This is a genomic window from Streptomyces stoeckheimensis, from assembly GCF_045822005.1.
GTDB lineage: Bacteria > Actinomycetota > Actinomycetes > Streptomycetales > Streptomycetaceae > Streptomyces > Streptomyces stoeckheimensis.
Genome location: NZ_CP169550.1, coordinates 1,681,110 through 1,704,841, shown reverse-complemented (window position 1 = coordinate 1,704,841; position 23,732 = coordinate 1,681,110). Strand labels below are relative to the sequence as shown.

Sequence of the window (23,732 nt, the reverse complement as noted above, 5' to 3'; positions counted from 1 at the left end):
CCGGGCGAAATACCTGGTCGGAACCCCGCTGAACCTTTGCTATTGTTGTCCATGTCGCCGCGGGAAACCGGGGCCGACCACCTAGTCCGGGTGGCGGAATGGCAGACGCGCTAGCTTGAGGTGCTAGTGCCCTTTATCGGGCGTGGGGGTTCAAGTCCCCCCTCGGACACAACGGTCAATCGACCAAACAGAGCCGGTCAAAGCGACATCACGTCGCTTTGACCGGCTCTGTTGTTGTACCCGAACAGGAGCGGGGTCGCCGATGAGCGAGAAGACCGTGCCGACCCTTGCCGGGCGGATGCTGGCGCCGACCGAGGTCGCCCATGTGGAGCCCATGGAGACCGTGGCGTACGCCGTCACGGTCACGGGCCCGTTGAACGCGTCCGCGTTGTCGGAGGCCTTCGCGGCGACCTGCCGGGCCCACCCCGTGTTCACCGGATGCCTGCGGTCGGGACCGGCGGGGACCGAGCTCTTCCTCGACGGGAACCGCACCGTTCCCCCGATCCGGTTCCGTACCGGCGACGGGAATCCGGAACCCGCGACCCGCACGCTGGACCACGCGGACGAACTCATCGGCCTGGAGGTCTCCCACGGGGATCGCCGCTCGACGGTCACCCTGCTCACGGACCACAGCATCGCCGACGCGAGCGCATCGGTGGCGCTGCTCGCCGAGCTGTGGGGGCACTACACCGACATCGTCGAAACCGGGCTCCCCACACCGCTCGGGGCCTTCCCCGTGCCGGAGTCCCTGGAAGCGCTCCTGGCCCACCGCGGGGTCACCCGGCTGGAACGCAACGGACTGGAAGCCCTCTTCGAACCGTTCGCGGTGCCGGACCGGCCGGAGGATCCGGCAGCGGACGCGGCGGCCCCCACCGGTGAGCGGGCGCGGTCGGCCCGTGGCCGGATCCGCTTCACCGCCGAGACGACCTCGGCGCTGGCCCGGGTCGGGCGCGCCAACGGGGTCTCGGTCCACGGTCTGGTCTCGGCGGCCGTGATGATCGCCCACGCCGGGGTCAAAGCCGCCGCCGACCACGTGCACGAGGTGGCCGTTCCCTTCATCTACCCGGTGGACGTGCGCACCCGCATCAGCCCGCCGGTGGACGCGTTCGGCGGGACGAACGTCTTCGGCACGGTCGGCTTCACACGGTCTCTCGGCGTGCACACCGACCCGGTGGTGCTGGCCAAGGACCTGCTCGACGAACTGAAGGCGAGCATCGAGGACGGCGTCGTACAGCAGTCGCAGCTCCACCTGACGGGACCGGACCAGGAGCAGGAGCAGGCGCAGGAGCAGGACGTTTCGACACCTGCCGAGGCGGCCGCCGGGACGGCGTACGTGCTGGCGGACGACACGGTCATGCTGACGAACTGGGGAAGGATCCCGGAGCTGCGCACACCGGCCGGTTGCGGGATCGAGGATTTCCGCGGTGCCATCATCGACCAGAGGTTCCGCCCGGCCGGCCGGGCGACCCCATGGGAACCGCCCGCTCCCACGTCCACGTACGTCGTCACGCACTTCGCCGGACGGCTCAGTGTCGAGCTGGCCACCGCGCACACCTCTGCACGCGCCGCCGAGATCCTCTCGGCCCTCGAGCGGACCGTGCGGGAACTGACCGCCTGACCGCCTGACCGGACCCGGGTCCGCCGGTCAGCTCTTCGGGCTCTGGGCGGCGAGGGCGTGCGGGAGGGCGGCGCGGATGGCCGTGATCAGGGTGTGGCTCGTCCTGAAGGCGGCGTCCATGCCCGCAGCGGGGTTGGTTCCGGCCTGCTGGTGGAGGACGACGCCCAGGATGAGACGGGGGACGCCCGCGACCTCCTGGGTGGCGGCCCACATGAGGTTGCCGCCCGCCGGAGTGGAGGAGCCCGTCTTCAGGCCGATGACTCCGTCCTGGCCGAGCAGTTTGTTGCTGTTGCGGATCTGCCCATCCGCACCGGGGGCGGTCACGGTGGGCGTGGCCACGATCCGGCGGAAAGCCTCGTTCTTCATGACGGCACGGGCCAGCTTCAGTTGGTCGGCCGCCGTGCTCTGCGAGCCGGTTTCGAGGCCGGAGGCTCCGGCGTAGGCGGTGCGGTCCATTCCGAGCGCGGCGGCGGCCTTGTTCATCTTCGCCGTGAACCGCTCCTGATCGCCGGAGTCCCAACGCGCCAGCAGCCTGGCGACGTTGTTCCCGGAGGGCAGCATCATGAGCTCCAGGAGCTGGCGCTGGGTGTACCGGTGGCCGGCCACCACGGGTGCGGTCGATTCCGAGGTGGAGAACGACTCGTCGGCGGCCTGCTGGTCGGCGTCCACCTCCTCGCCCTGGCCGTCGCCGGACATCGGGTGGTCGGTCAGGATCACGTGGGCGGTCATGACTTTGGTGATGCTGGCGATCGGCACCGGTACCTGCTCGCCCTTGGTGCCGAGGCTGCCGATGCCCTCGACCTCCGCGCTCGCCTGGCCCTGCGCCGGCCACGGGAGGTCCAGCGACCCGGCGAGGGAAGCGACCGCGGTGCCGTCCGGGGAGACGGCCGGACCGGGCGGCCCGTCGCCGCCGAAGGCGTACCAGGCGCCCGTACCGGCCGTCATGACGAGGGCGGCGGACAGCGCGACGGACCTGCTCGGGCCGGACCTGCTCGGGCCGGACCTGCGCAGGCCGGACCCGCGGAGGTCGCGGGAGGAACGGCGGTGGTCGGTGGACATCGGGGAACCTCCGGGAAGACGGGGTGCGGATCCCGCACCCGGATCACCTTCGAGGAGCCGTACTTCCGGACCTGCGCGAGCTTGCTTCCGCCGCCGGGAGGTCGTGTTGCGGTTCCGTTTCAGCCCGCGGGCCGGACCGGACCGTCGGACGGACCGGGGCCGCCGTCCAGGTCGAGGGTGGCCACCGCGCCCCCCTCCGGGGCGTTCGCGAAGGCCAGCCGGGCCCCGAGGACCTCCGCCTGCCCGAGCGCGATGGTCAGCCCGAGACCGTGCCCGCGCCCCCGCTCCGCGGTTCCCGTGCGGAAGCGCTGCGGGCCTTCCTCGAGCAGCTCCGCGGGGAAGCCGCGCCCGTGGTCCCGTACGACGATCCGCGCGCCCGCGACGGTGCCCTCGACCGTGACCTCGACGGGGGCCGCCCCGTGCCGGTGGGCGTTGGTCACGAGGTTGACCACGATCCGTTCCACCCGGCGCGGGTCGGTCCCCACCACGCCGGCGTCACGGACCACCACTCCGGTCGGCGTCCCCGTGCGGCGGACGAGGTCGGTGACGAGCTCGCCCAGCGGTACCGCGTCGGTCCGGGCCCGCTCGGCTCCGGCGTCGAGCCGGGAGATTTCCAGGAGGTCCTCGACCAGCCCGTTCAGGGCCCGGGCCCGGTCGCGGACGAGCTCGGCCACCTCGTCGCCCTCCGGGAGGAGCCCGGCGGCGGTGGACAACCCCATCAGCGGGGTGCGCAGTTCGTGCGCGACGTCCGCGGTGAAGCGGCGCTCGCCCTCCAGCTTGCGCTGCAGGGCCGCGGCCATCTCGTCCACGGCGGCCGACATCTCGGTGATCTCGTCGCGGGCCCGGCCGGCCGGACCGATGCGGGCGTCGAGGTCGCCGTCGGCGATGGCCCGGGCCGTACGGGACCCCCGGCGCAGCCTGCGGTTCATCGGCTCGGTGGCCAGGGCGGCGAGCGGAACGACGACCAAGAGGGCGGCGAGCACCGCTGTGACGATGCTGCGGTCCAGGAGCTGGAGGCCGCGCACCTCGGAGCTCATGTCCGTCCGGGCGACGAGCACCCGGCCGCCCTCGACGGGCATGGCCCCCCACAGCCAGTACCAGTTGGGGGGTTTGCGGTCGTACCAGGTCGCATAGAGGCCGGCCGGATCCCCGGCGGCCAGTGCCCGCGCGAGCGGTGCGTCGAGCTGCTCCCGTTCGAGGACCTCGACGTCGAGCGGTGCGCTGCCCGTGCGGGTGTACTCGCGTTCCGCGGCGTTCAGCCGTACGGAGAGGCGTTCGTGCCCGGTCCGGTCGCCGCGTTCGGCCATCGCCCGGTGAACGAGTACGCCGATCACGGCGGCCACCGCGCAGCAGGCGGCCGCGGTCAGGGCGGCGACCTTCCAACGCAGGGCGCGCGGGTTGAGCAGTGCCATGGCTCGGGCCGGGCCCCTCAGTCGCGGACGAGTTTGTAGCCGAAGCCCCGGACGGTTTCGATCCGGCCGGCGCCGATCTTCTTGCGCAGCCGCAGCACGCACAGGTCCACGACCCGGGTGTCGCCCTCCCAGCCGTAGTCCCAGACGTCGCGCAGCAGCCGGCGGCGGTCCAGCACGGCGCCGGGAGCCGCCGCGAACTCCAGCAGCAGCCGCAGCTCGGTGGGGGTCAGCGGGACGGGCCGTCCGCCCCGGTGGACCTCCAGGCCGAGGGTGTTCACGGTCAGGTCCCCGAAGACCAGGTCCCCGGGGGCCGTCCCGGTGTCCGGGGAGGTGCCCGCGGACTCCGAGGGCCCGGCCGACCCGGCCGACCCGGCGGGACCCGGACCCGAACCCGACCCCGGCTCGGCCGGCCGGAACGTCGCACGGCGCAGCAGCGTACGGATGCGGGCGACGAGGACGGCGGTGTCGACGGGTTTGACGACGTAGTCGTCGGCGCCCGCCTCCAGTCCGGCGACCACGTCCAGGGCGTCCCCGCGCGCGGACATCATCAGGACCGGGACCAGGCTCTCCTCGCGGACCCGGCGGCACAGCCCGATGCCGTCGAGCTCGGGCAGCATCACGTCAAGGATCAGCAGGTCGTGCGCACCGGCCCGGAACGACTCCAGGCCGCCGAGTCCGTCCGCGGCCACCGCGACCTGGTAGCCGTACCGCTCCAGGGACAGCTGCACGGCGCGCCGGATGGTGGCGTCGTCCTCGACGACGAGGATGCTGACGGGGTCGGGGACCCGGGGTGCCGACACGCCACCTACCTGCTCATAAACGGACATAGGGAGAGCCCATCGTAGTCAGTCGGGCCTGCGGTCCGGTCACAGCCGGAGGGAGGCCGCGACGGGGAGGTGGTCGCTGCCGGTGGTCGGCAGGGTCCACGAGGAGGTCGGGCTCATCCCCTTCACCAGGATCTGGTCGATGCGCACCACGGGGAACGAGGCGGGCCAGGTGAAGCCGAAGCCGGCGCCCGCGTCGTGCTGCGCGGAGCGCAGCCCGGAGGTCACGGGTTCCAGGGCCGGGTCCTCGACCGTCCCGTTGAAGTCGCCCATCACGACGACCCGGGCCAGCGGCTCCGCCCGTACGGCAGCTGCCAGCTTCCGGGCCGCCTCGTTGCGGCGCGCCGTGGTGAAACCGGCGGCCGGGGTCACCCGTACCGAAGCGAGGTGGGCGGCGTAGACCGCGACGGGCCCGCCCGGGGTGTCGACGGTGGCCCGTACGGCACGCGTCCAGGGCATGATCGGCACCGCTTCCACGCCGCTCAGCGGGTGCTTGCTCCACAGCCTGACGCCGAGGCTCTCGGAGTGGTACGGATAGCCGGCGGCCAGCTCGCGCTCGTAGACGGGCGTGGCCTTCGGGGACATCTCCTCCAGGGCCAGTACGTCCGCGCCCGATGCGGCGAGCGCCCGCGCGGTCCGCGCCGGATCGGGGTTCTCCTCGTCCACGTTGTGGCTGACCACGGTGAAGTCCCCGCCGCCGGAACGCTTGTCGGTGAGCGTCCCGCCGAAGAGGGAGACCCAGACGACCGCGGGGGCCAGGACGGCGACGGCCGCGAGCCGCGAGCGGCGTACCGCCGCCGCCACGAGCAGGACGGGGACGCTCAGCCCGACCCAGGGCAGGAAGGTCCGGAACAGGCTGCCGAGGTTGCCGACCCCGTTCGGGATCCAGGTGTGCAGGGCCATCGACAGGGCGCCGCACACTGCGGCGGCGGCGATCAGCCGGCCACGGACACGACCACGGCCGGTGCTGATGCGGGAAGGGCGTGCCGTAGGGAGCGGGCCGGGCGGCCCTTCTTCCCCGGTGGTCTCAGAACGGTACGAGGTGCTCAGCACGGCAGTCGCCTTCCGACGTCGCGTACACCGCGGATCGGGTACCGGCACAGCCTCGGAGAGGCGCACTTCCAGTGCGTCAGAGGATCCCTTCGGGCGCCCGACGGTTGCGTTTCAGCTGGGTATCGGCCCCGGACCGCTCAGCCGCCGGCGGGGCTCCGGTGGTGTGCGTGCGAGGGCCATTGCCCTGCTGTCGGGGGTAGGCGAAGATCGGCCGGGAATCTTCGCCCTCGGGAGGGTATGCGTGTCCGAAGTCAAGGCTGAGCTGGACCGGTTGATGAGCGTCTTCCTCGGAGCGTTCAGCAACGTCGACGGCGGGCGGCCGGATCTGGGCGCCGTCCGCGAGGTGTTCATTCCCCAGGGGATGATCATCAAGAACATCGGGGGCGACCCCGTGATCTACGACCTCGACGGCTTCATCGAGCCGCGGGAGAAGATCCTCACCGACGGGACGCTGACGGAGTTCCGCGAATGGGAGGTCGCCGAGCGGACCGAGGTCTTCGGCTCGATCGCGCACCGGTTCAGCGAGTACCGCAAGTCCGGATACCTCGACGGAACCTGGTTCGAGGGCTCCGGGCACAAGACCACCCAGTACGTGCGGACGCCCGACGGGTGGCGAATGAGCGCGATGGCCTGGGACGACGTCGCCCCGTAGGGCCGCGGTCCCGCGGGAGGGCCGTGGGGCCGCGGTCCCGCGGGAACGGAACCGGCCCCCCCCCGCGGACAGCGGGGGGCCGGACGGGTGGGGGAGCGGTTACGCGATCGGCTGCTGCTGGGTCACGCAGTGGATGCCGCCGCCGCCCCCGCCGAGGCTGTCGGTGTTGAGCTGCACGACGACCCGGCCCGGGAAGAGCTGCTGGAGGGTGGCCTTGGCCGCCGCGTCGGCCCGGGTGTCACCGAACTGCGAGGAGATCACCGCGCCGTTGCACACGTAGTAGTTGGCGTACGAGGCCACGAAGTCGGGGTTCGTGGAGCGGATCTTGTTGTAGTCGGGGCCCTGGAGCTTGGTGACCGCGATCGGGCTGCCCTGGGCGCTGGTGGAGGTGGACAGGATCTGGTACTGCTCGCGCGCGTCCTTGGCCCAGATGTCGTTGTCGCTCGCCAGCGGCATCTGGACCAGGGCCCTGCCCGCTTCGAGGAACCGGGACGTGGCGTCGACGTGGTCGTCGGTGATGTCCTGGCCGGAGATGCCCTTGAACCAGATCACCTTGGACGCGCCGTAGGCGGCGCACATGCCCGCCTCCAGCTGCGCCTGGCTCATGTTGGGGTTGCGGTTGGAGTTGATGAGGGAACTGCGCGTGGCCATGAGCGTGCCGGCGCCGTCCGTCTCCACCGAGCCGCCCTCGCCGACGAACGAGGTGGTGCTGAACGCCACCCCGGCGTAGGCGGCGACACGGCCCGCCACCAGGGCGTCCTTGGCGTGGCTCTGCTTGTTGCCCCAGCCGTTGAAGTTGGTGCCGAACGCGTCCAGGCCGCCCGCCCCGTTGGTACGGAACACCGGGCCGGTGTCGCGGATCCAGCAGTCGTCGACGGGGATCGAGCTGATGACGGTGACCGAGGTCCCGCAGGCGCTCTTCGCCTTGGAAACGCTCGCCGGGTTGGCGAGCATCACGACCGGCTCGTACTTCGCGATGGTCTTCGCGATGAGCGCGATGTTCGCCTGCACCCCCGAGAGCTTGTTGCCCCAGATGGAGGTCCGGTCGGGCCACGCCATCCAGGTCCGGGTGTGCCGGACGGTCTCGCACGGGACGGAGAAGCCCCCGGCGGCCGCGGCCGACGGCCGGCCGGCCGCGAAGGCCTGCCCGCCCACCGATGCCAGTGCCGCTCCCGCGGCCGTGAGGCCGGCCGCGGCCAGGAACCCTCGTCTGTCCAGCTTCCCTACGACGTGCTCGTTCATCTCTGATCTCCGATCAGTCAAGCGTGGATGCGCGAATTGCGTGGAACGGGTGAACGGGTGAACCGATGGGCCGCGGGCGCCGACGCACCCGCGGCCCCCCTCACAGGGCGCGGCGCGCGGCGGCGATGCTCCGCGGGTCCCACCCCGGTCGGGGCACGGACTCCAGGAGCAGGCGCGTGTAAGGGTGTTGGGGGTCGGCGAGCACCTGTTGGGTCGGACCCGACTCGACGATCCGGCCGCTCCGCATGACGATCACGTCATCGGTGACGCAGCGCACGACGCCGAGGTCATGGGTGATGAACAGGTAGCCGATGCCGGTCTGTTCGCGGATGTCGAAGAGCAGGTTCAGGATCTGCGCCTGCACCGAGACGTCCAGGGCGGCCACCGCTTCGTCGAGGACGAGGACGGCCGGCTCGACCGCCAGCGCGCGGGCGATCGCCACGCGCTGGCGCTGCCCTCCCGACAGCTGCCGGGGCAGCGCGTCCGCCTCGCGGGAGCCGAGGCCGACCTGGTCGAGCAGTTCGGTGATCCGGCGCGCGTGGTCGGCGCCGGGGAAGTGCAGGGCGAGGGTCTCCCGCAGGGCCGCGCCCACCGTGGTGCGCGGGTCCAGGGACAAGAAGGGGTCCTGGAAGACCATTTGGACCTCGCGGGCCCGCGCGAGCCGGCGCGCCTTGTCGCGCGCGTGGTCGCCGCGGTCGCGGCCCTGGATCAACACCTGCCCCTCGTCCGCGTGTTCCAGCCCCACCACGATGCGGACCGTGGTCGTCTTGCCCGAACCGGACTCGCCGACGATGCCCAGGGAGCCGCCCTCGGCCAGCCGGAACGACACGTCGTCCACGGCCCGGACGCTCCCGTAGGTCCGGTGCAGGCCCAGGACCTCCAGGACGGTCTTCGTCGTGCCCGCCGTGGCGGCGGCGCTCGTGCCGGTGGCGGTCGTCATGGGTGGAGTTCCTTCCGCTGTGCCCCTGTTTGCGGGGTCCCCGCCCGGTCCTGGTCCCGTTCCCGTTCGCGTTCCCGTTCGCGTTCCTGCTCGGCGATCAGCTCGCCGTGGTGGCAGGAGGCGAGCCGGCCGGGATTCCCGGCGACCGGGAGCAGGGCCGGTGCCTCCCTCGTGCACACGTCGGTCGCGAGCACGCAGCGCGCGGCGAACGGGCATCCGCTCAGCTCCTCGCGCAGGCTCGGCGGCCGGCCCTCGATCGCGGCGAGCCGCCCGCGGGGCGCGTCCAGGCGGGGGGTGGAGTTCAGCAGCGCCGCCGTGTACGGGTGGCGGGGGCGGGCGAACAGCTCGGCCGCCGGGCCCGTTTCCACGATCCGGCCCGCGTACATCACGTACACCCGGTCGCTGATCGCGGCGGCGAGGCCGAGGTCGTGCGTGACGAACAACAGCCCCGTTCCGAAGCGGTCGCGCAGCTCCCCGAGGAGGCCGATCACCTCGGCCTGGGTGGTGACGTCCAGTGCCGTGGTGGGTTCGTCGGCGAGGATCAGGGCCGGATCGCCCATCAGCGCGGCCGCGATCACGACCCGCTGCAGCATGCCGCCGGACAGCTGTCCGGGGTACTTGCGCAGTGCGCCCGCCGTGAGGCCGACGGCCTCCAGCATGGCCACGGCCCGGTCCTCGGCGACCGCCTTGGTCGCCTTGGCGTTCAGCCGCAGGCTCTCGGTGAGGAAGTCCCCGACGCGGCGCATCGGATTCACCGCGGCCCGGGGGTCCTGGAAGATCATCGCCGCCGTGCTGGTGCGCAGCACCCGCAGCCGGCCCGGTGACATGGTGAGCACGTCGTCCCCGGCCACCCGCACCTCGCCCTCCGTGCGGGCTCCTTCGGGCAGCAGCCGCAGCACGCTGCGCGAGGTCAGGCTCTTGCCCGAGCCGGACTCGCCGACCAGGGCCACGGTCTCCCGGGGGCCGACGGTGAGCCCGACGCCGTCCAGGACGGGCCGGACGGCCCCCGGCAGGTGCAGCCGCAGGCCCTCGATCTCAAGGGTGTTCATCAGAGTCATCGCGCCCTCCGGGCTACCTTGTCGGCCCAGGCCTCGCCGACGACGTTGAAGGCGACCACGGTCAGCACGATCGCCACGCACGGCACGATCGCGGAGAGCGGATAGCCGGCCTGGATGGCGGCGTTGCCGTCGAAGACCATGCGGCCCCAGTCGGGGGTCAGGGCCGGTACGCCCAGCCCGAGGAAGGCGAGGCCGGCCAGGTCGATCAGGGCGTAGCCGAAGTTGATCGCGGACTGCGCGAGGACGACGGGCATGACGGAGGGGACCACGTGGCGCAGGCAGATCTGCGCCCCCGAGTGTCCTTGCACGCGGTACGCCTCCACGTACGGGCGGGCGCGCTCGGCGAGCACGAGGGAGCGGGTCAGCCGGCTGACGTACGGCAGGTAGGCGATGGCCAGTGCGATGACGGGGGCGAGCAGGCCCTCGCCGTAGACCGAGACGATCAGGATGGCCAGCAGCATGCCGGGGAAGGCGAAGACCAGCTCGGTGCTGCGGGAGAGCAGCGAATCCAGCCAGCCGCCCCGCCAGGCGGCGGCGGTGCCGATCGCCACGCCGGCCACGGTGGAGAAGGCGACGACGCCGAGCGGGCCGAGGAGCGAGGTACGGGCGCCCAGGACCAGCCGGGAGAAGGTGTCGCGCCCGGAGGCGTCGACGCCCAGGAGGTGCTCGGCCGAGGGGCCCGCGAGGGCGTTGGCCAGGTCGACGGAGTTGGGATCGTAGGGCGCGATCCAGGGGGCGAGCACCGCGACGAGGACGACGACGGCGACGAAGCCCGTACAGAACAGGGAGAGGGGGGCGCGGGAGGTCCGGAGCCGGGCGAGGCCCGGCCGGCGCACCAGGACGGAGCTCACGGGGCCTTCTTCGCGGGGCCGAGGGTGACCCGGGGATCGATCAGCGGATGGAGCAGGTCGACGACGAGGTTCACCGTCATGAACAGCGCGACCATGATGAGGGAGATGGCCTGCACGGTGGGGAAGTCCTTGGTGGTGGTGGAGAGTTCGAGGAGCTGGCCGATGCCGCCCACGCTGAAGGCGGACTCCACCAGGACGGTGCAGACCAGCAGGGTGGAGACGATGAGCCCGCCGGTGGTGAGCACGGTGCCCAGCGCGTTGCGGAAGACGTGCCGACGGATGACCTGGCTCGCGGACACGCCGCGGCTCCGGGCGGCGGTGACGTGCTCCTGGCCGAGGACTTGGAGCATCGCGGCCCGGGTGACCCGGGCGAGCATGCCGATCAGGTAGAGCGCCAGGGCGATGGCGGGCAGGGTCAGGTGCCATAGCATCTGCCCGAAACCGTCGCCGGCCCCGCCGGTGGGGAACCAGCCCAGCTTCACGGCGAACAGGCCCTGCAGCAGCACCGCCGCCACGAACGACGGGGTGCCGATGGCGACGGTGGTCGTCACCAGGATCGCGGAGTCGGCCTTCCCGCCGCGGACGGCGCCGATCCAGCCCAGGAGCAGCCCGAACACGAGGACCAGTACGAGCGCCATCGAGATCAGCATCAGGGTGTTGGGCAGCCGGTCCGCGAGCAGCCGCGACACGTCCGTGCGGTACGTGATCGAGCGGCCGAAGTCGCCCTGCACCACCTGGCCGAGCCAGTTCAGGTACCGGACGGCGAAGGGGTCGTCCAGGTGGTAGTGCTCGTTGATCGCCTGCAGTGCCTCCGGGGAGGCCGAGCGGCCGCCCAGGAGGAAGCTCGCCGGATTGCCCGGAGCCAGGTACAGCGCGCCGAAGATCACGAAGGAGGCGCCGAGCAGGGTGGCGGCCATTTCGGCCAGCCGCCGTACGGCGAAGCGCAGGAAACTCATCGCGCGGCCGCCCCGATGTCCGCGGCCCACGGGGAGTACAGGTAGGAGATGGTGGTGGGGGCGCCGGTGATGCGCTTGTTCAGGAAGACGGCGGTGGGCCATTCGGCGACCGGGATCCACAGGACCTGGTCGGAGGCCTTCTTCTGGAGTTCGGCGGCCGCCGAGAAGCGCTTGGCCGGATCGGACTCGGCCCGGGCCTTGTCGGCCAGCGCGTCGTAGGACTCGTCGCTGTAGCCGGCGTAGTTCTGGTAGGCCCCGGTCTGGAAGTTGCTCAGCAGGTCCATCGGGTCGGTGATGGAGTCGTAGTACGTCTCCGGGAACATGTCGATGCCCTCGCGCGCCGCCGGGTCGGTGAACAGCGCGGTGAAGGCGTTCGGGGCGATGGTCTTCAGCTCGATCTTCAGACCGATCTTGGTGCCGGCGTCCTGGATCGCGGTGGCCAGCACCGAGACGTCCTGGCCGATGGAACTGGTCGCCACGGTCAGCGTCTTGCCGGTGGCGCCGGCCTCCTCGATCATCCGCTTGGCCGCCTCGACGTTCTGGTCGGGGGACGGCAGGGTGTCGAAGGCGGACGCGCGGACGGCATCGGGGGCGCCGGCCCAGATCGCCTTGGTGGTGAGCGAGCTGGTGACGGTGCCGGCGCCGCCCAGGCCGGCCTTGACGAAGCCGCGGCGGTCCAGGGCCAGGGACAGGGCCCGGCGGACGCGGACGTCGCCGAGCGCGCCCTTCATGCTCGTGACGTTGACGTTGACGGTGCTGAGGCCCTCGCCGAAGTAGAGGGTGCCGGCGCCGCTCGCGCGCAGCCGGTCGTAGCTCTCGGTGGGGATCAGGTAGCCGCCGTCGGCTCCGCCGGTCAGCAGGGCGTTCGTCCGGGCGTTGGGGTCGGTGAGGAAGGTGAAGACGGCCTTGCCGGACTTGGCCTTGGTGCCCCAGTAGCCGTCGAAGCGCTGGAGCTCGATCGACTGGCCCTTGTTCCAGGCGCCGAGCTTGAACGGGCCGGTGCAGTCCAGGCTGCCGGTGGTGCCGTAGTCCTCGCCCGCCTTCTCCACCCCGGCCTTGGAGGCCACGACGCCGGCGGCGGTCGCCATGTACTGGGGGAACTGCGAGTCGGGCTGCTTCAGCTTGACGGTCACCTGGAGCGGGCCGGTCTTGGTGACGGTCTCGACGTTGGAGAAGTTGCTGTTCCAGGCGGCCCCGTTCTCCGGGTCCATCTGGCGTCCCAGGCTGTAGACCACGTCGTCGGCGCTCATCGTGCCGCCGTCGTGGAACCGCACGCCCGGGCGCAGGTCGTAGACCCACGTCAGGTCATTGGGGTTGGTGGCCTTCTCGGCCAGTCCCGGAGCCATGGTGAGCTGCGGGGTCCACCGCATCAGGCTCTCGCAGACGTTCGACAGGATCGTGTTCGCCGGGTAGTCGAAGGCCGATATGTAGTCCAGCGTCGGCGGCTCCGCGTACACGGCCCAGGTGAAGGAGTCGATCTCGCCCGCGGCGGCGGGGGTGCCGGCGGACAGCTTGAAGGCCGCGTCCTTCGTGCTCCCGTCGCCCTTCGGCGGGCCGGAACAGGCGGCGACCAGGCCGAGGACGGTCAGCGCGGCGACGGGCAGCGCGTACCGGCGGGCGGTGGAGCGTCGGGCGGCGGAGCCACGGGCGGTGGCACCGCCACCGGTGGCGGCGGGGCTGGTGGCGGCGGGGCCGGCGGACCTGGCGGCTCTGGACCAGGGAAGGGATCTGGGCATCGGTGCTCTCTCTTCCATGCGGGGCGGGGAGGTACGGGCAGGCGGCGAGCGGAGCGGGGAGGGGCTCGGAGCCCGGGTGCGGGCCGCCGGCCCGGGCACGGCGAAGGGGGCGAGCCGGTCAGACGGCGCGGCCGGCCGAGGGGATCTGCTGGGTGATGCAGTGCACGCCGCCGCCGCCGTACGCGATCACGCGCGAGCGGACTCCGACGACCTTGCGGCCGGGCAGCGCGGACGCGATGACGGCGAGCGCGCCCTCGTCTTCGGAGGTGCCGGCGATCGGGACCACGACCCCGCCGTTGGCGACGTAGAAGTTCAGGTAGCCGACCTCGGTCTCCCGGCCGTCGACCTCGACGAGGTTGCTCTGCGGCAGGTCGATGATCGTGAAGGGGCGGCCGGCGGCGTCGGTGGCCCCCTCCAGCACGGCGCGGTTGACGCGCATGCGCTCGTAGTCGGGGTGCGCCGGGTCGCTCGGGAGCTGGACGACGACCGTGGCGGGGGCGACGAAGGCGCAGACGCCGTCCACGTGCCCGTCGGTCTCGGTGTCCAGCAGACCGCCGTACGGCAGCCAGATCACCTTGGTGACACCGAGGCGGGCGATCAGCTCGGCCTCGATCTGCTCCTTGGTCATGTCCGGGTTGCGGTTCGGGTGCAGCAGGCACTGCTCGGTGGTGATCAGGGTGCCCTCGCCGTCGACCGTGATCGCGCCGCCTTCGAGGATCATCCGCGAGTCCACGCGGTCCACGCCCAGGTGCGCCAGTAGGGCCCCGGCGATCTTGTCGTCGGTGTCGTAAGGGAAGTGCTTGCCGCCCCAGGCGTTGAAGCGGAAGTCCACGCCCGCCCGCCGGCCGTCCTCTCCGAGCACGAAGATCGGACCGGAATCCCGGAACCAGGAGTCGTCGATCGGGAGCTCGATCACCTCGACGCCCTCACCGCACAGCGCGCGGGCCTCGTCGCCCTTGCCGGGCAGAGCAACCATCGTGACGGGCTCGAACTCGGCGATCGCGGCGGCGACCTGGGCGTACTCGACCTTGACCTCGTCGAAGACGTCGCCCCACAGCTCCTGCCGGGTCGGCCACGCCATCAGACAGCCCTCGTGGTCCGTCCACTCGGCCGGCATGCGGAAACTCGTCATGATCCACTCCTGTTTGAAAATTCAGTCAGTGTTTGTAAGGGGTGCCCGCATCCTCCACCGAACTGAAAATTCAGTCAATGGTTCTGGCCAAGCTGATGCGGAATCGGTCACACCGCGTGTCGGACACGGCGTGAAAGGCTGTGGAGGGGCCCCTGAAACGGCATGATCACGGCGTTACCGCCGGAAACGGGTGCCTGATGTTACGGTCAGGAAAAGCCCCAGGTGACGGACTCGACGGGTAGAGTGACCCTTCGTGTCAGACCGTCGAACGGAAATACTCAGAGCCGCCACGCGAGTGATCGCGCGACGCGGCGTGCGCGGGCTCCGGGTGGGGGAGCTCGCCGCCGAAGCGGGCGTGTCCACCTCGCTGATCTACTACCACTTCACCGACCGCGCCGGGATCCTGCGCCGCACGCTGGAGTTCATCAGCGACCGCGCCGACCGCTACACGGCCGAGCGCGAGGACGGCTCGGACGATCCGGAGAGCCCTCGCGACGAGCTCAAGCGGACCCTGCTCCTTGAACTCCAGGAAACCCCCGAGGTGCGGGAGAACAGCACCGCCTGGGGCGAGCTGAGGGCCAGCGCGGTATTCGACGCCGACCTGCGCGAAGACGTGGCCAAGGCCACGCACAGCTGGGTCCACGAGATCTCCTACCTCCTCGCCCAGGCCCGCCCCACCGGCACGGCCCCCGAGCACGCGGCCGCCGCCGAGCGCCTCACGGCCCTCCTCGAAGGACTCAGCGTCCGGTGGCTGAGCGGCTCGCTGCCCCTGGAGCACGCCCGCCGGCTCCTCGCCGACGCGATCGACGGGGAACTGGGCGCATAGCGGTCATGGATCGGGAGACGGGCGGCGCGGCCGCCGAAGCGGTGATCGTGGGCGCCCTGGAGCTGGGGTCCGACCCGGAACGGGCTGCCCGGTTCGCCGGTGCGGCGCACCGGATCCTGGCCGAGCTCGTCGCCGGGGGCGCAGCGCTGGGCTGGGTCGACCCGCCCGGGCAGGACGAGGTGGCGCAGCTCCTCGACGGGGTCGTGGCCGCCGTACGGACCGGGGACGCGGCCCTGCGCGGGGCCTATCTGGGAGACCGGCTCGTCGGGCTCGGGTACTGGCAGCGCTACGCCCGCCCCACCCACCGGCCGCACGCGGACCTGGAGAAGCTCGCCGTCGCGCCAGGGGCCCACGGACTCGGGCTCGGCCGGGCGCTGACCGCCGCGCTCCTCGAGGACGCCCGCAGGGCCGGGATCGAAGTCCTCACGCTGGATGCGCGGGGCGACAACACCCGGGCCCTGCGGCTCTACGCCTCCCTGGGCTTCACCGAGTACGGGCGGCTGCCCCGTTTCGTCGCCGTCGGCGAACGCCGCTACGACAAGGTGTTCTGCATGCTGGACCTCCGCCCGCACGCCCCGGGGGACGCGCCCTAGCCCGGGGAGACCCCCTAGAGGAAGTAGAGCCTGCCGAGCGAGATGGAGTCGGCCGGCTCGGAGACCAGCGGCTCCCCGTCGGGCGACACCAGGCCCGTGCCGGGATGGACGTCGACGGTGCCGGTACGGCTGTTGCGGAGCATGTGCTTCGGCCCGATGCCCCGGGTCCCGCGGACCGCCACGCGGCGGCGCCGGGTGGGCATCACGTCCCCGTTCCGGACGGCCGCTTCCGCGGCGAACGCCACGGATATGTCGGCCGCGGTGGCCCCGTAGGCGCCGAACTGCGGTCCCAGGACCAGCGGTTCGCAGCGATCGGTCGACGCGTTCGGGTCGCCGGTGACCCCGTACGCCGGGAAGCCGCCCTTCAGACGATGTCGCAGGTGTCGCGGACGGCGGCGGCCTTAGCCTGGGCCCGGTGCTGCGCCCCGTCGGGCGCCGCGTCCTCGTATGCGGTGAGGTACCCCGTGGCCCGGGCCTTGGTCAGGGCGGCCTCGCGCGCGGCGGGCGGGGGCCAGTTCCGCCGCCATGAACATCAGCAGCCGGTCCCGCTCGGTCGGCGTCAGTCGCATGCGGCCTCATCTGTGAAGGGAAGGGCTGGCGCCGTCCCCGCTGTGCTGCCGGTCCCGCCGGCACGTGCCGGCGCCGCCGGTGCGGCGGGCACGTGCCGGTGCCGCGGGCACGGACGGCACCGGCAGCGGCGGCCCTACGGGCGCGGTTCGGCCATCGTGGAGCAGTGGATGCCGCCGCCCCCGGCCATCAGCCGGTCGACGTCGAGCTGCACCACGGTCCGGCCCGGGAAGGCGGCCGCCAGGGCCCGCTTCGCCGCCGCGTCCTTCGCGGCGTCCCCGAACTGGGCGGTGATGACGGCCCCGTTGACCACGTGGAAGTTCATGTACGAGTCGACGAACTCGGGGTTCTTCGAGCGCGTGGTGTCGGGGCCGTCGACCTCGATGACGGTCAGCCGCCGGCCCCGGGCGTCCGTGGCCGCGGAGAGGATCGAGAACTGCTCCCGGGCATCGCGCGCCCAGATGTCGTCGCGGCCCGCAGGCGGCACCTGGACCATGACCACTCCGGGTCGGATGAACCGCGAGGTCACGTCGATGTGGTCGTCGGTGATGTCCTTGCCCTTGATGCCCGGCACCCAGATCATCTTGTCGGCGCCGTACGCGTGCAGAACGGCCTCCTCGACCTCGGCCCGGCTCCAGCCCGGGTTGCGGTTCTTGTTGACGAGGCTGCTCTCCGTGGCCATCACGGTCCCGTCGCCATCGGTCTCGATCGACCCGCCCTCGCCGACGAAGTCCGTCTTGCTGAAGGGGAGATGGGCCTCGTACGCGACGCTCTCCGCGACGTGGCGGTCGTAGGAGTGGGCCTGCTTGTTGCCCCAGCCGTTGAAGTTCAGGCCGATCGCGTCGAGCCCGCCGCGGCCGTCCCGGCGGAAGACCGGTGCGATGTCGCGCATCCAGAGGTCGTCGGTGCCGACGGCGGTGGTCACGGTCACGCCCGGGCCGCACCAGGAGCGGGCGGTGGAGGCGGTGTACGAGTCCGGCGCGCACATCGTGACGGGCTCGTAGCGCGCGATCGTCTTCGCGATCAACGCGATGTCCTCCTGGACCCCGGCCAGCGCGCGGCCGCCCCAGATGGAGGAGCGCGAAGGCCAGGACATCCAGGTGCGGGCGTGGGGAACGTCGTCGAGGTCCACCCGCCAGCGCTGCACCGCCGCGCTCGGCGCCCGGAGCGCCCCCGGCGCCGCGGCGGCCGCGGTACCGAGCGCGACCCCCGCCGCTCCGAGTCCGGCGGCCCCGAGCACGCGCCTGCGGGAGGGGGCGGAGCCGAGGAGCCGGCCGAGGAGCGAGCGGCTGTCGTCGGGGGATTCGTGCATGGGTGAGCCTCCGGAGCAGGTGGGGGTGCCGAGAGCGGCCATGGCCGGACTCTGTCACTGACTGAAAATTCAGTCAAGGCGCGAGGTGTGCGCGACCCCCGCCGATGGGGGGAGCGTCGTACGAAGCCTGCGGCTCAGGCGGTGCGGGCGAGGCGGTCCAGCTCGGCGGCGATGGACGACACCATCAGCTCGCGGGCGTGCGCGAGGGGCAGGCTGCCGCTGAGCCAGCGCGAGCTCAGCCCCTCCACCAGGGCGGTCAGCCGCTCGGCGGCACCGGACAGAGCGGCGGCCGGGGCCATGGGGCGGGCCTGCCCGAGCAGCTCGCCCACTTCCTGGATCCACACGCGGGTGGCGCCGGCGAGGTCTTCCCGCAGGTCGGGGTCGAACACCGCGCTGGCGCGCAGCTCTCCCCAGGCCGTGCTGTTCTCCCGTACCGCGGGATCGTCCTGGAACTCCAGCAGGAGCGTCTGCTCCAGCTCGCCCAGGGCGTCGAGCGGCGGATCGGCGGGGTCCCGCTCCGTGGTGTACCGGCCGGCGCGGTCGTTGATGAACTCCAGGGTGGCGCGGAGGATCCCCGCGCGGTCCTTGAAGTGGTAGTAGATCAAGGCCGTGGACACGCCCGCCTCGGCGGCGAGCTCCTCCACGCGCAGGCCGCGGACGCCGCGCCGGGCGATGACCCGCGCGGCGCCTTCCATGATTGCCGTTCGACGATCAGCCACGGTCCGACACCTTACCGGGCGGCTCCGGGCGCTCGCGCGGACAGGGTGACCGAATGTCCGGTCAGAAGTCGCTGTGGACCAAGATCCGGGAGGGCAGCGTGGCGAGACCGTCCAGCTGGGCCGAAGACACGCTGATGCGGAACTCCTCCAAGGCGTGGGCACCTGCCAGTGGGGAGACGTCGACGGTGCCTGCCAGAGCCACCTTTCCCCAGAACGCGCACTCGGTGAGGCGGGGGAAGGTGCGGGGCAATACGTCGATGATCTTCTGTGCGGTGAGTGCGTCGTCGATGCCGCTCACGTCGAGATGGGTGAGCTCCGCCAGGACGGTGCCGGACGGAAGGACGTCGAACGAATCCGCCTCCAGGCTGAGCCGGGAGAGTTCCCGCAGGGAGGAGAACTCCTGCCAGTCCTCGGCCGTGGCCGAGCCGGAGAATCCGAGGGATCTGAGCAGGGGGAAGCGGCTGATTCCCTTGAGCGAGAACTCGTGAGGGAAGTGGCTGAACATCTGGAGGTGCTCGAGGGGAGCGTGCGGAGGGAAATCGGCCGGCGTCCAGCTCTCGAGCTCCACGGCGGACACCGCGAGGCTGCAGAGGTGGGGCAGCTGCCACAACGGACTGAGGTCCACGCCCGTGGTGAGGTCGATGAACAGGTTCCGGAGGGGGAGCCCGGCGAGCGGGGAGAGATCGGAGACCGGGCTGCACTGGAGGGCGGTGAACGTTTCGAGCCGCGTCTGGCCGGCCAGGAACGACAGGTGAGGCAGGTCGCGATCTTGGAGCTGCAAGCTCGTCAGTGCGTGCCGGGAGAGGTATGAGGCGAGCACCTCCCACGAGGGGTCGCTCCTGAGGTCCAGGGATTCCACGGACACCCCCAGCCGCTCCAGGAGGTGCACCTGCTCATCGGAAGTGACGGTGAAATCCAGGCCCTCCGGGTTCAGCCGCGAGATGATCTCCTCCGCGTACCGCGCGGTATCGAAGCGCGACCAGGCCCACACGAGCTGACTCCGGATCGCCAGTGGCGAACCCCGTTCGGCGGCGTACCGTGCCAGGAACGGAATCGCGGCGTCGGACGCGACGTGGGAGGCCGCGATGACCACCTGGCGCGCCGCGTCCGCCGAACCGACGGCCTCCGGGCCGGGGAGCAGGTCCAGGATCAGGGGACCCACTTGCCCCAGTGCGCGGGCTTCTTCCTCGTCGTTCGGCGGGATCAGTCTGGCGGTGCGTTCCTCCACCGCCGCGCGGACGGCCGGCTCCAGCGTCGTGGCGTGCTCCAGGCAGGCCGCGGCGAGGAGGTAGACGCGGAAGCGGATGCGTTCCTCCTCGGTGCCGTCGCCGAGGGTCAGCATGTCCTGGAAGAGGGTCACCCGCTCGCGCGGCCGGGCCAGGGCGACCGCCATGCGGATGACGTCCTCCCACTGGTCGTCCGCGGCGTGCGCCGCGAGCAGCCCGAAATCGCCCTCCTCCACCGCCGCCCGCGCGCCCAGGAAGTCCTGGAAGGTGCGGTGGACGAAGTCCACCGTTCCCGGGGTCGGTTCGCGGAGCAGGCCGCTGCGCTGGAGGAAGTGGTCGAAGACGGCCGGTGCGTCACCCAGCGCCGCCGCCTCCGGAACGGCCGGCAGGGCCCGGCCGATGATGGCCTCGGCCTGGGAACGGTCCATCTCCGTACGGCCGTTCTTGATCAGCCAGTACGCGAGCCGCTGGAGGAGTTCGAGCTGCGGCTCTTCCCGGAGGTCGGGGACGTTCATGTCCCGCTCGCGGTCGCGACGGCTGATCAGCATGGACAGCGCGGCTTCGTACAAGTCCTTCCGCCCGTGCGGGAGATAGCCCCGCCGGTCGCGGTGGAGCGCGCAGATCAGGCCGCACATCAGGGGGTTGGTGGCCAGCCTGCCGAGGTCGGCCTTGGCTCCGACTGCGGTGAGGAGCTGTGCCTCGTACGCGTCGAGTTCGGCTGCTTCGGCTGCGGATTCGGAGCCGTCGCGGGCGGCCGCGTGCCAGCGCTCGATGAAGGTGGCGGTGTCGGAGCGCCCCATGGCGGACAACGCCAGTTCGCCGAAGCCTTCCGCGGTGAGCCAGTTCTGGCCGACGGCCGACGGGCGCGAGGTGACCAGCCAGCGGTTGCCGGTGGCGTCGTACGTGTCGATGAGGTCCCGCAACCAGTGGCGGGTCCGCTCCCGCTCCGCTTCCGGCACCTCGTCGATGCCGTCCACCAGGACCAGCCCCCGACCGGCAGTGAGCACCCGGTGCTCCCATCCGGCGGGCTGGGAGCCGGCGAGGGGGCAGCCGATGGCGGCGAGGAAGTCCTTGGGGGCCGGCAGGCGCTCCCCGTGGCGGGTGAGGGTGCGGAGCGGGAGCACGAAGGGGATCCGGCCGTGGAGGTACGCGGGCCGGTCCGGGCGGTCCTGCTGCGCTGCGGTGACGGCCAGCCACTGGACGAGCGTCGTCTTGCCCGAACCGGCCTCGCCCCGCAGGAAGACGCGGTGGGCGCGGGCCAGTGCCTGGTCCGCGGGCTGGGGTTCCCGGGCCCGCTGCACCGCGAGGAAATCCTCCGCGGTCTCGTAGGCGTCCCAGGAGATCTCCGATCGCCCCAGCGGCGCCGCCTCCAGGCTGAGGTACGCCACGTCCAGCGGCCAGCGCGTCGGTGAGTTGCTCAGGTCGATGCCGTAGATGGTGAGCTTGGAGTGCTTCTTCGCCACGTAGGGGAGGTACGTCGCCTCGAACGCCGCGTCCGCCGCGTCGGGGAGCGGGGTGCGGCGGATCAACTCGTCCGCCTTCGCCGCCAGTTCGTGGACCGCCCGGGTCTGGCCGACCAGCGCGTGCGCCGTGAAGGTCTTGCGCTGGGTGAAGAACTCCAGGATGTGCAGGGAGGCGACGCCGAGCAGGGCCTCGTAGAAGTGCGTGGCATCGGCGGAGAGGTGGCGCTCCGGGCGGTCGGCCGCGCGGCGCAGTTCGCGGGCGAAGGCCTCCGGGCCGAGGCGGACGGCGTCGACGTCCGTGATCGTGAGGTCGCCGAGGGCGTGCAGGGTCGCGGCGAGGGCGTCGGTGACGGCGTTCTCCTCGTCCGCCGGGATCCGGCGTTCGCCCGTGCTCAGGGCCTGCCGGACGAGGGTGGCGGCCAGGGTGCGTACGTCGGACTCGGTGAGGGTGCGCTTCTCGCCCTTGAACGAGACGTACCCGGAGAGCCGGACCGGCTTGTCGACCAGCCCCGCCCCGGGGGCGTCGGCGACGAAGAACTTCCTGACGAGCGGGCCGATCACGGCCGTCGCCAACTTGAGCCCGATGGCTGTGGGTTCCACGTGTGCCCCCCGTAGAGCTGTGCCGGTGCCGCGCGACGCGATTCTAGAGTGCGCCGGGCTCGGACCGCCGGGAGAGCGGGCTACGGCATCATGGCCCGGGGAACGGCAGAGGGGGATCGCGGTGGCACAGGACGAGGCGCGCGGCAGCGTCGTGGTGGCCGGACGGTACCGCCTGGAAGACCGGCTGGGCCGGGGCGGGATGGGCACCGTGTGGCGGGCCACCGACGAACTGCTCGGGCGTCCGGTCGCCGTCAAGGAACTGCACGTGGGCGAAGGCGACGGGGACGGTGTGGCCGCGGGGGCGCTGCGCGAGGCGCGGGCCGTGGCGCACGTGCGCCACCCCCATGTCGTCGTGGTCCACGACGTCGTCGAACACGACGGCCGTCCCTGCATCGTCATGGAACTGGTCGACGGTGGTTCGCTCGCCGACCTGATCTCCGCCGGGAAGACCCTCACTCCGGTCGAGACCGCGAGGACCGCACTCGCCCTGCTCGGCGCCCTGACCGCGGCGCACGGCCGGGGGGTGCTCCACCGGGACGTGAAGCCGGCCAACGTCCTCATGGAGGCGGGGACCGGCCGGGTGGTGCTCACCGACTTCGGCATCGCCCGGTTCTCCGGGGCCACCACCATCAGCGAGACGGGCGCCTTCGTCGGCTCGCCCGAGTACACCGCTCCCGAGCGGATGCAGGGAGCCGAGGCCGGGCCGGCCGCCGACCTGTGGTCGCTCGGCACGCTCATGTGCACCGCGCTGACCGGGGAATCCCCCTTCCGCCGCGATTCGCTGGGCGGCGTCCTGCACGCCGTCGTGTCCGGGGAGATCCGGCCGCCCGTCCAGGCCGGGCCGCTCCTGCCGGTCATCCGGGGTCTGCTGGAACGCGACCCGGAGCGGAGGATGGCGGCGGCCGAGGCGGACCGGCTGTTGTCGGCGTACCTGGCGGGCGGCAGCCCGGTCGGCCGGGCCGAACGGATGACCGTGCCAGTCGGCGGACCCGAGGCCGCGGGCCGTGGGCCTCTTCCCGCCGACCGTGTACCCGTACCCGCGGACCGGGTGCCCGTACCCGCCGGCGGGACGCCCTCGTCCGTGGCCGCGGACGGCTCCGCCCCCGCCGCCGGATCCACGCCCACGCCGGAGCCCGAGGGGTCGACGGCCCCGGCCGTGGCTCCGCGCCCGACGGCCGGGCAGCGGCTCGCCACCCGGCGGGGCCTCGGCCTCGGGGTGGTCGCGGTCGTCGTCGCTCTGGTGGCGGGCGGGGTGGTGGTGGGCGCCGACCCGCTGCGCTCGCTGTTCGCAGTGGCGGAGGAGGGGCGGGGGACATCGAGCGCGCCGCCGGCGCCCGGCGGCTCCGTGAGCCCGTCCGTGACTCCGAGCGGGGGTGGTTCCACCCCGACTCCGGTGAGTGTGGCCCCCGGCGGGCCGCCCTCCGGGTACCGGACCTTCGCCGACCCGCAGGGCTTCGCCATCGCCGTGCCCGAGGGCTACCAGCGGGCCACCGACGACCAGCGGGTCTTCTACGTCTCCCCGGACGGGGCCTTCCGCGTCGGGATCCGGGTGAAGATGCCGGTGCCCGGCGGTCCGCTCGGCGTGATGCGGCAGGCCCACGCCAAGGGCCCGGACACCAACCCCGGTTACCGCGGCGGCACGGTCGTCCCCACGACCCACCACGAACTTCCGGCGGCGCTGTGGGAGTTCACCTGGAACGGCTTCGACCCGGCCGAGGGGCCCCGGCACACCTACGACCTCTGCTGGGACCAGAACGGCCGGATGTACGACATCTGGGTCTCCGCCCCGGTGGACGAACTCGCCGCGGCCAAGCGGCACTTCGACACCGCCGTGGCCACCTTCGTCCCCGGCGCACCCGGTTCCGTCACCCCCTGACCCCTCCCCGCCGATCC

20 protein-coding genes, 1 tRNA gene and 1 pseudogene are annotated in these 23,732 nt (G+C 72.2%); 6 read left to right on the top strand and 16 right to left on the bottom strand.

The window, feature by feature from the left end:
• Positions 1–84: 84 nt before the first annotated feature.
• Positions 85–169 (top strand) — tRNA-Leu (locus ACE1OC_RS08055).
• A gap of 93 nt (positions 170–262) precedes the next feature.
• Positions 263–1,618 (top strand): phthiocerol/phthiodiolone dimycocerosyl transferase family protein, encoded by a 1,356-nt coding sequence (locus ACE1OC_RS08050; protein ID WP_407836416.1) that lies wholly within the window; start codon positions 263–265, stop codon positions 1,616–1,618.
• Positions 1,619–1,645: 27 nt separating this feature from the next.
• Here ACE1OC_RS08050 and ACE1OC_RS08045 read toward each other — a convergent pair whose 3' ends face one another.
• The 4 genes from ACE1OC_RS08045 to ACE1OC_RS08030 form a co-directional block, all read right to left on the bottom strand.
• Positions 1,646–2,563, bottom strand: a complete 918-nt coding sequence (locus ACE1OC_RS08045) for a D-alanyl-D-alanine carboxypeptidase family protein (protein WP_407841506.1) — start codon at positions 2,561–2,563, stop codon at positions 1,646–1,648.
• Positions 2,564–2,796: 233 nt separating this feature from the next.
• Positions 2,797–4,089 (bottom strand): sensor histidine kinase, encoded by a 1,293-nt coding sequence (locus tag ACE1OC_RS08040; RefSeq protein ID WP_407836415.1) that lies wholly within the window; start codon positions 4,087–4,089, stop codon positions 2,797–2,799.
• 17 nt (positions 4,090–4,106) lie between these two features.
• Positions 4,107–4,916, bottom strand: a complete 810-nt coding sequence (locus ACE1OC_RS08035) for a response regulator transcription factor (RefSeq protein ID WP_407836414.1) — start codon at positions 4,914–4,916, stop codon at positions 4,107–4,109.
• A gap of 39 nt (positions 4,917–4,955) precedes the next feature.
• The gene (locus ACE1OC_RS08030; protein WP_407841505.1) at positions 4,956–5,885 is read right to left on the bottom strand and encodes an endonuclease/exonuclease/phosphatase family protein; all 930 of its coding nucleotides are present in this window, start codon (positions 5,883–5,885) and stop codon (positions 4,956–4,958) included.
• A 322-nt stretch (positions 5,886–6,207) separates the two neighbouring features.
• On the opposite strand from ACE1OC_RS08030, the gene ACE1OC_RS08025 reads away from it, so the two are divergent.
• On the top strand, positions 6,208–6,618 hold the full coding sequence (locus ACE1OC_RS08025; RefSeq protein ID WP_407836413.1) for a DUF4440 domain-containing protein: 411 nt from the start codon (positions 6,208–6,210) through the stop codon (positions 6,616–6,618).
• Positions 6,619–6,717: 99 nt separating this feature from the next.
• Here the strand turns inward: ACE1OC_RS08025 and ACE1OC_RS08020 are convergent, their stop codons facing one another.
• From ACE1OC_RS08020 to ACE1OC_RS07990, 7 genes are all read right to left on the bottom strand, one after another.
• Positions 6,718–7,860, bottom strand: a complete 1,143-nt coding sequence (locus tag ACE1OC_RS08020; RefSeq protein WP_407836412.1) for an agmatine deiminase family protein — start codon at positions 7,858–7,860, stop codon at positions 6,718–6,720.
• Positions 7,861–7,960: 100 nt separating this feature from the next.
• Positions 7,961–8,800 carry an ABC transporter ATP-binding protein gene (locus ACE1OC_RS08015; RefSeq protein WP_407836411.1) on the bottom strand — a complete coding sequence of 280 codons (840 nt, stop codon included), beginning with the start codon at positions 8,798–8,800 and terminating at the stop codon, positions 7,961–7,963.
• The gene (locus tag ACE1OC_RS08010; RefSeq protein WP_407836410.1) at positions 8,797–9,858 is read right to left on the bottom strand and encodes an ABC transporter ATP-binding protein; all 1,062 of its coding nucleotides are present in this window, start codon (positions 9,856–9,858) and stop codon (positions 8,797–8,799) included. The genes ACE1OC_RS08015 and ACE1OC_RS08010 overlap by 4 nt, the downstream gene beginning before the upstream one ends.
• Entirely contained in the window at positions 9,855–10,709 is an 855-nt protein-coding gene (locus ACE1OC_RS08005; protein ID WP_407836409.1) for an ABC transporter permease, read from the bottom strand. The genes ACE1OC_RS08010 and ACE1OC_RS08005 overlap by 4 nt, the downstream gene beginning before the upstream one ends.
• The gene (locus ACE1OC_RS08000) at positions 10,706–11,665 is read right to left on the bottom strand and encodes an ABC transporter permease (protein WP_407836408.1); all 960 of its coding nucleotides are present in this window, start codon (positions 11,663–11,665) and stop codon (positions 10,706–10,708) included. The genes ACE1OC_RS08005 and ACE1OC_RS08000 overlap by 4 nt, the downstream gene beginning before the upstream one ends.
• Complete coding sequence (locus ACE1OC_RS07995; protein ID WP_407836407.1) at positions 11,662–13,401, bottom strand: ABC transporter substrate-binding protein; 1,740 nt, start codon at positions 13,399–13,401, stop codon at positions 11,662–11,664. Before ACE1OC_RS07995 ends, ACE1OC_RS08000 begins: the two co-directional genes overlap by 4 nt.
• 118 nt (positions 13,402–13,519) lie before the next feature.
• Entirely contained in the window at positions 13,520–14,533 is a 1,014-nt protein-coding gene (locus ACE1OC_RS07990; protein ID WP_407836406.1) for an agmatine deiminase family protein, read from the bottom strand.
• 253 nt (positions 14,534–14,786) lie between these two features.
• Here ACE1OC_RS07990 and ACE1OC_RS07985 point away from each other — a divergent pair, with 253 nt between their 5' ends.
• On the top strand, positions 14,787–15,359 hold the full coding sequence (locus ACE1OC_RS07985; protein ID WP_407836405.1) for a TetR/AcrR family transcriptional regulator: 573 nt from the start codon (positions 14,787–14,789) through the stop codon (positions 15,357–15,359).
• Positions 15,360–15,364: 5 nt separating this feature from the next.
• On the top strand, positions 15,365–15,952 hold the full coding sequence (locus ACE1OC_RS07980) for a GNAT family N-acetyltransferase (protein WP_407836404.1): 588 nt from the start codon (positions 15,365–15,367) through the stop codon (positions 15,950–15,952).
• 14 nt (positions 15,953–15,966) lie between these two features.
• On the opposite strand, the pseudogene ACE1OC_RS07975 reads toward ACE1OC_RS07980, so the two are convergent.
• The 5 genes and pseudogenes from ACE1OC_RS07975 to ACE1OC_RS07955 all read right to left on the bottom strand — a co-directional run.
• Positions 15,967–16,320, bottom strand: a pseudogene (locus ACE1OC_RS07975) (urease subunit alpha); the annotation flags it as partial.
• Between the two features lie 33 nt (positions 16,321–16,353).
• Positions 16,354–16,521, bottom strand: a complete 168-nt coding sequence (locus tag ACE1OC_RS07970) for an urease subunit gamma (RefSeq protein ID WP_407836403.1) — start codon at positions 16,519–16,521, stop codon at positions 16,354–16,356.
• A 134-nt stretch (positions 16,522–16,655) separates the two neighbouring features.
• Entirely contained in the window at positions 16,656–17,831 is a 1,176-nt protein-coding gene (locus tag ACE1OC_RS07965; protein ID WP_407836402.1) for an agmatine deiminase family protein, read from the bottom strand.
• A 134-nt stretch (positions 17,832–17,965) separates the two neighbouring features.
• Complete coding sequence (locus ACE1OC_RS07960; protein WP_407836401.1) at positions 17,966–18,550, bottom strand: TetR/AcrR family transcriptional regulator; 585 nt, start codon at positions 18,548–18,550, stop codon at positions 17,966–17,968.
• 61 nt (positions 18,551–18,611) lie between these two features.
• Positions 18,612–21,839: an NACHT domain-containing protein gene (locus ACE1OC_RS07955; RefSeq protein ID WP_407836400.1), complete on the bottom strand. Its 3,228-nt coding sequence runs from the start codon at positions 21,837–21,839 to the stop codon at positions 18,612–18,614.
• A 121-nt stretch (positions 21,840–21,960) separates the two neighbouring features.
• Here ACE1OC_RS07955 and ACE1OC_RS07950 point away from each other — a divergent pair, with 121 nt between their 5' ends.
• The gene (locus tag ACE1OC_RS07950) at positions 21,961–23,715 is read left to right on the top strand and encodes a serine/threonine-protein kinase (RefSeq protein ID WP_407836399.1); all 1,755 of its coding nucleotides are present in this window, start codon (positions 21,961–21,963) and stop codon (positions 23,713–23,715) included.
• The last annotated feature ends 17 nt before the right edge of the window (positions 23,716–23,732 follow it).

Coding starts and splice junctions, on each gene's coding strand:
- ACE1OC_RS08050 (WP_407836416.1), top strand. CDS start 263: ATGAGCGAGAAGACCGTGCCGACCCTTGCCGGGCGGATGCTGGCGCCG.
- ACE1OC_RS08045 (WP_407841506.1), bottom strand. CDS start 2,563: ATGACGGCCGGTACGGGCGCCTGGTACGCCTTCGGCGGCGACGGGCCG.
- ACE1OC_RS08040 (WP_407836415.1), bottom strand. CDS start 4,089: ATGGCACTGCTCAACCCGCGCGCCCTGCGTTGGAAGGTCGCCGCCCTG.
- ACE1OC_RS08035 (WP_407836414.1), bottom strand. CDS start 4,916: ATGTCCGTTTATGAGCAGGTAGGTGGCGTGTCGGCACCCCGGGTCCCC.
- ACE1OC_RS08020 (WP_407836412.1), bottom strand. CDS start 7,860: ATGAACGAGCACGTCGTAGGGAAGCTGGACAGACGAGGGTTCCTGGCC.
- ACE1OC_RS08015 (WP_407836411.1), bottom strand. CDS start 8,800: ATGACGACCGCCACCGGCACGAGCGCCGCCGCCACGGCGGGCACGACG.
- ACE1OC_RS08010 (WP_407836410.1), bottom strand. CDS start 9,858: ATGACTCTGATGAACACCCTTGAGATCGAGGGCCTGCGGCTGCACCTG.
- ACE1OC_RS08000 (WP_407836408.1), bottom strand. CDS start 11,665: ATGAGTTTCCTGCGCTTCGCCGTACGGCGGCTGGCCGAAATGGCCGCC.
- ACE1OC_RS07995 (WP_407836407.1), bottom strand. CDS start 13,401: ATGCCCAGATCCCTTCCCTGGTCCAGAGCCGCCAGGTCCGCCGGCCCC.
- ACE1OC_RS07990 (WP_407836406.1), bottom strand. CDS start 14,533: ATGACGAGTTTCCGCATGCCGGCCGAGTGGACGGACCACGAGGGCTGT.
- ACE1OC_RS07980 (WP_407836404.1), top strand. CDS start 15,365: ATGGATCGGGAGACGGGCGGCGCGGCCGCCGAAGCGGTGATCGTGGGC.
- ACE1OC_RS07970 (WP_407836403.1), bottom strand. CDS start 16,521: ATGCGACTGACGCCGACCGAGCGGGACCGGCTGCTGATGTTCATGGCG.
- ACE1OC_RS07965 (WP_407836402.1), bottom strand. CDS start 17,831: ATGCACGAATCCCCCGACGACAGCCGCTCGCTCCTCGGCCGGCTCCTC.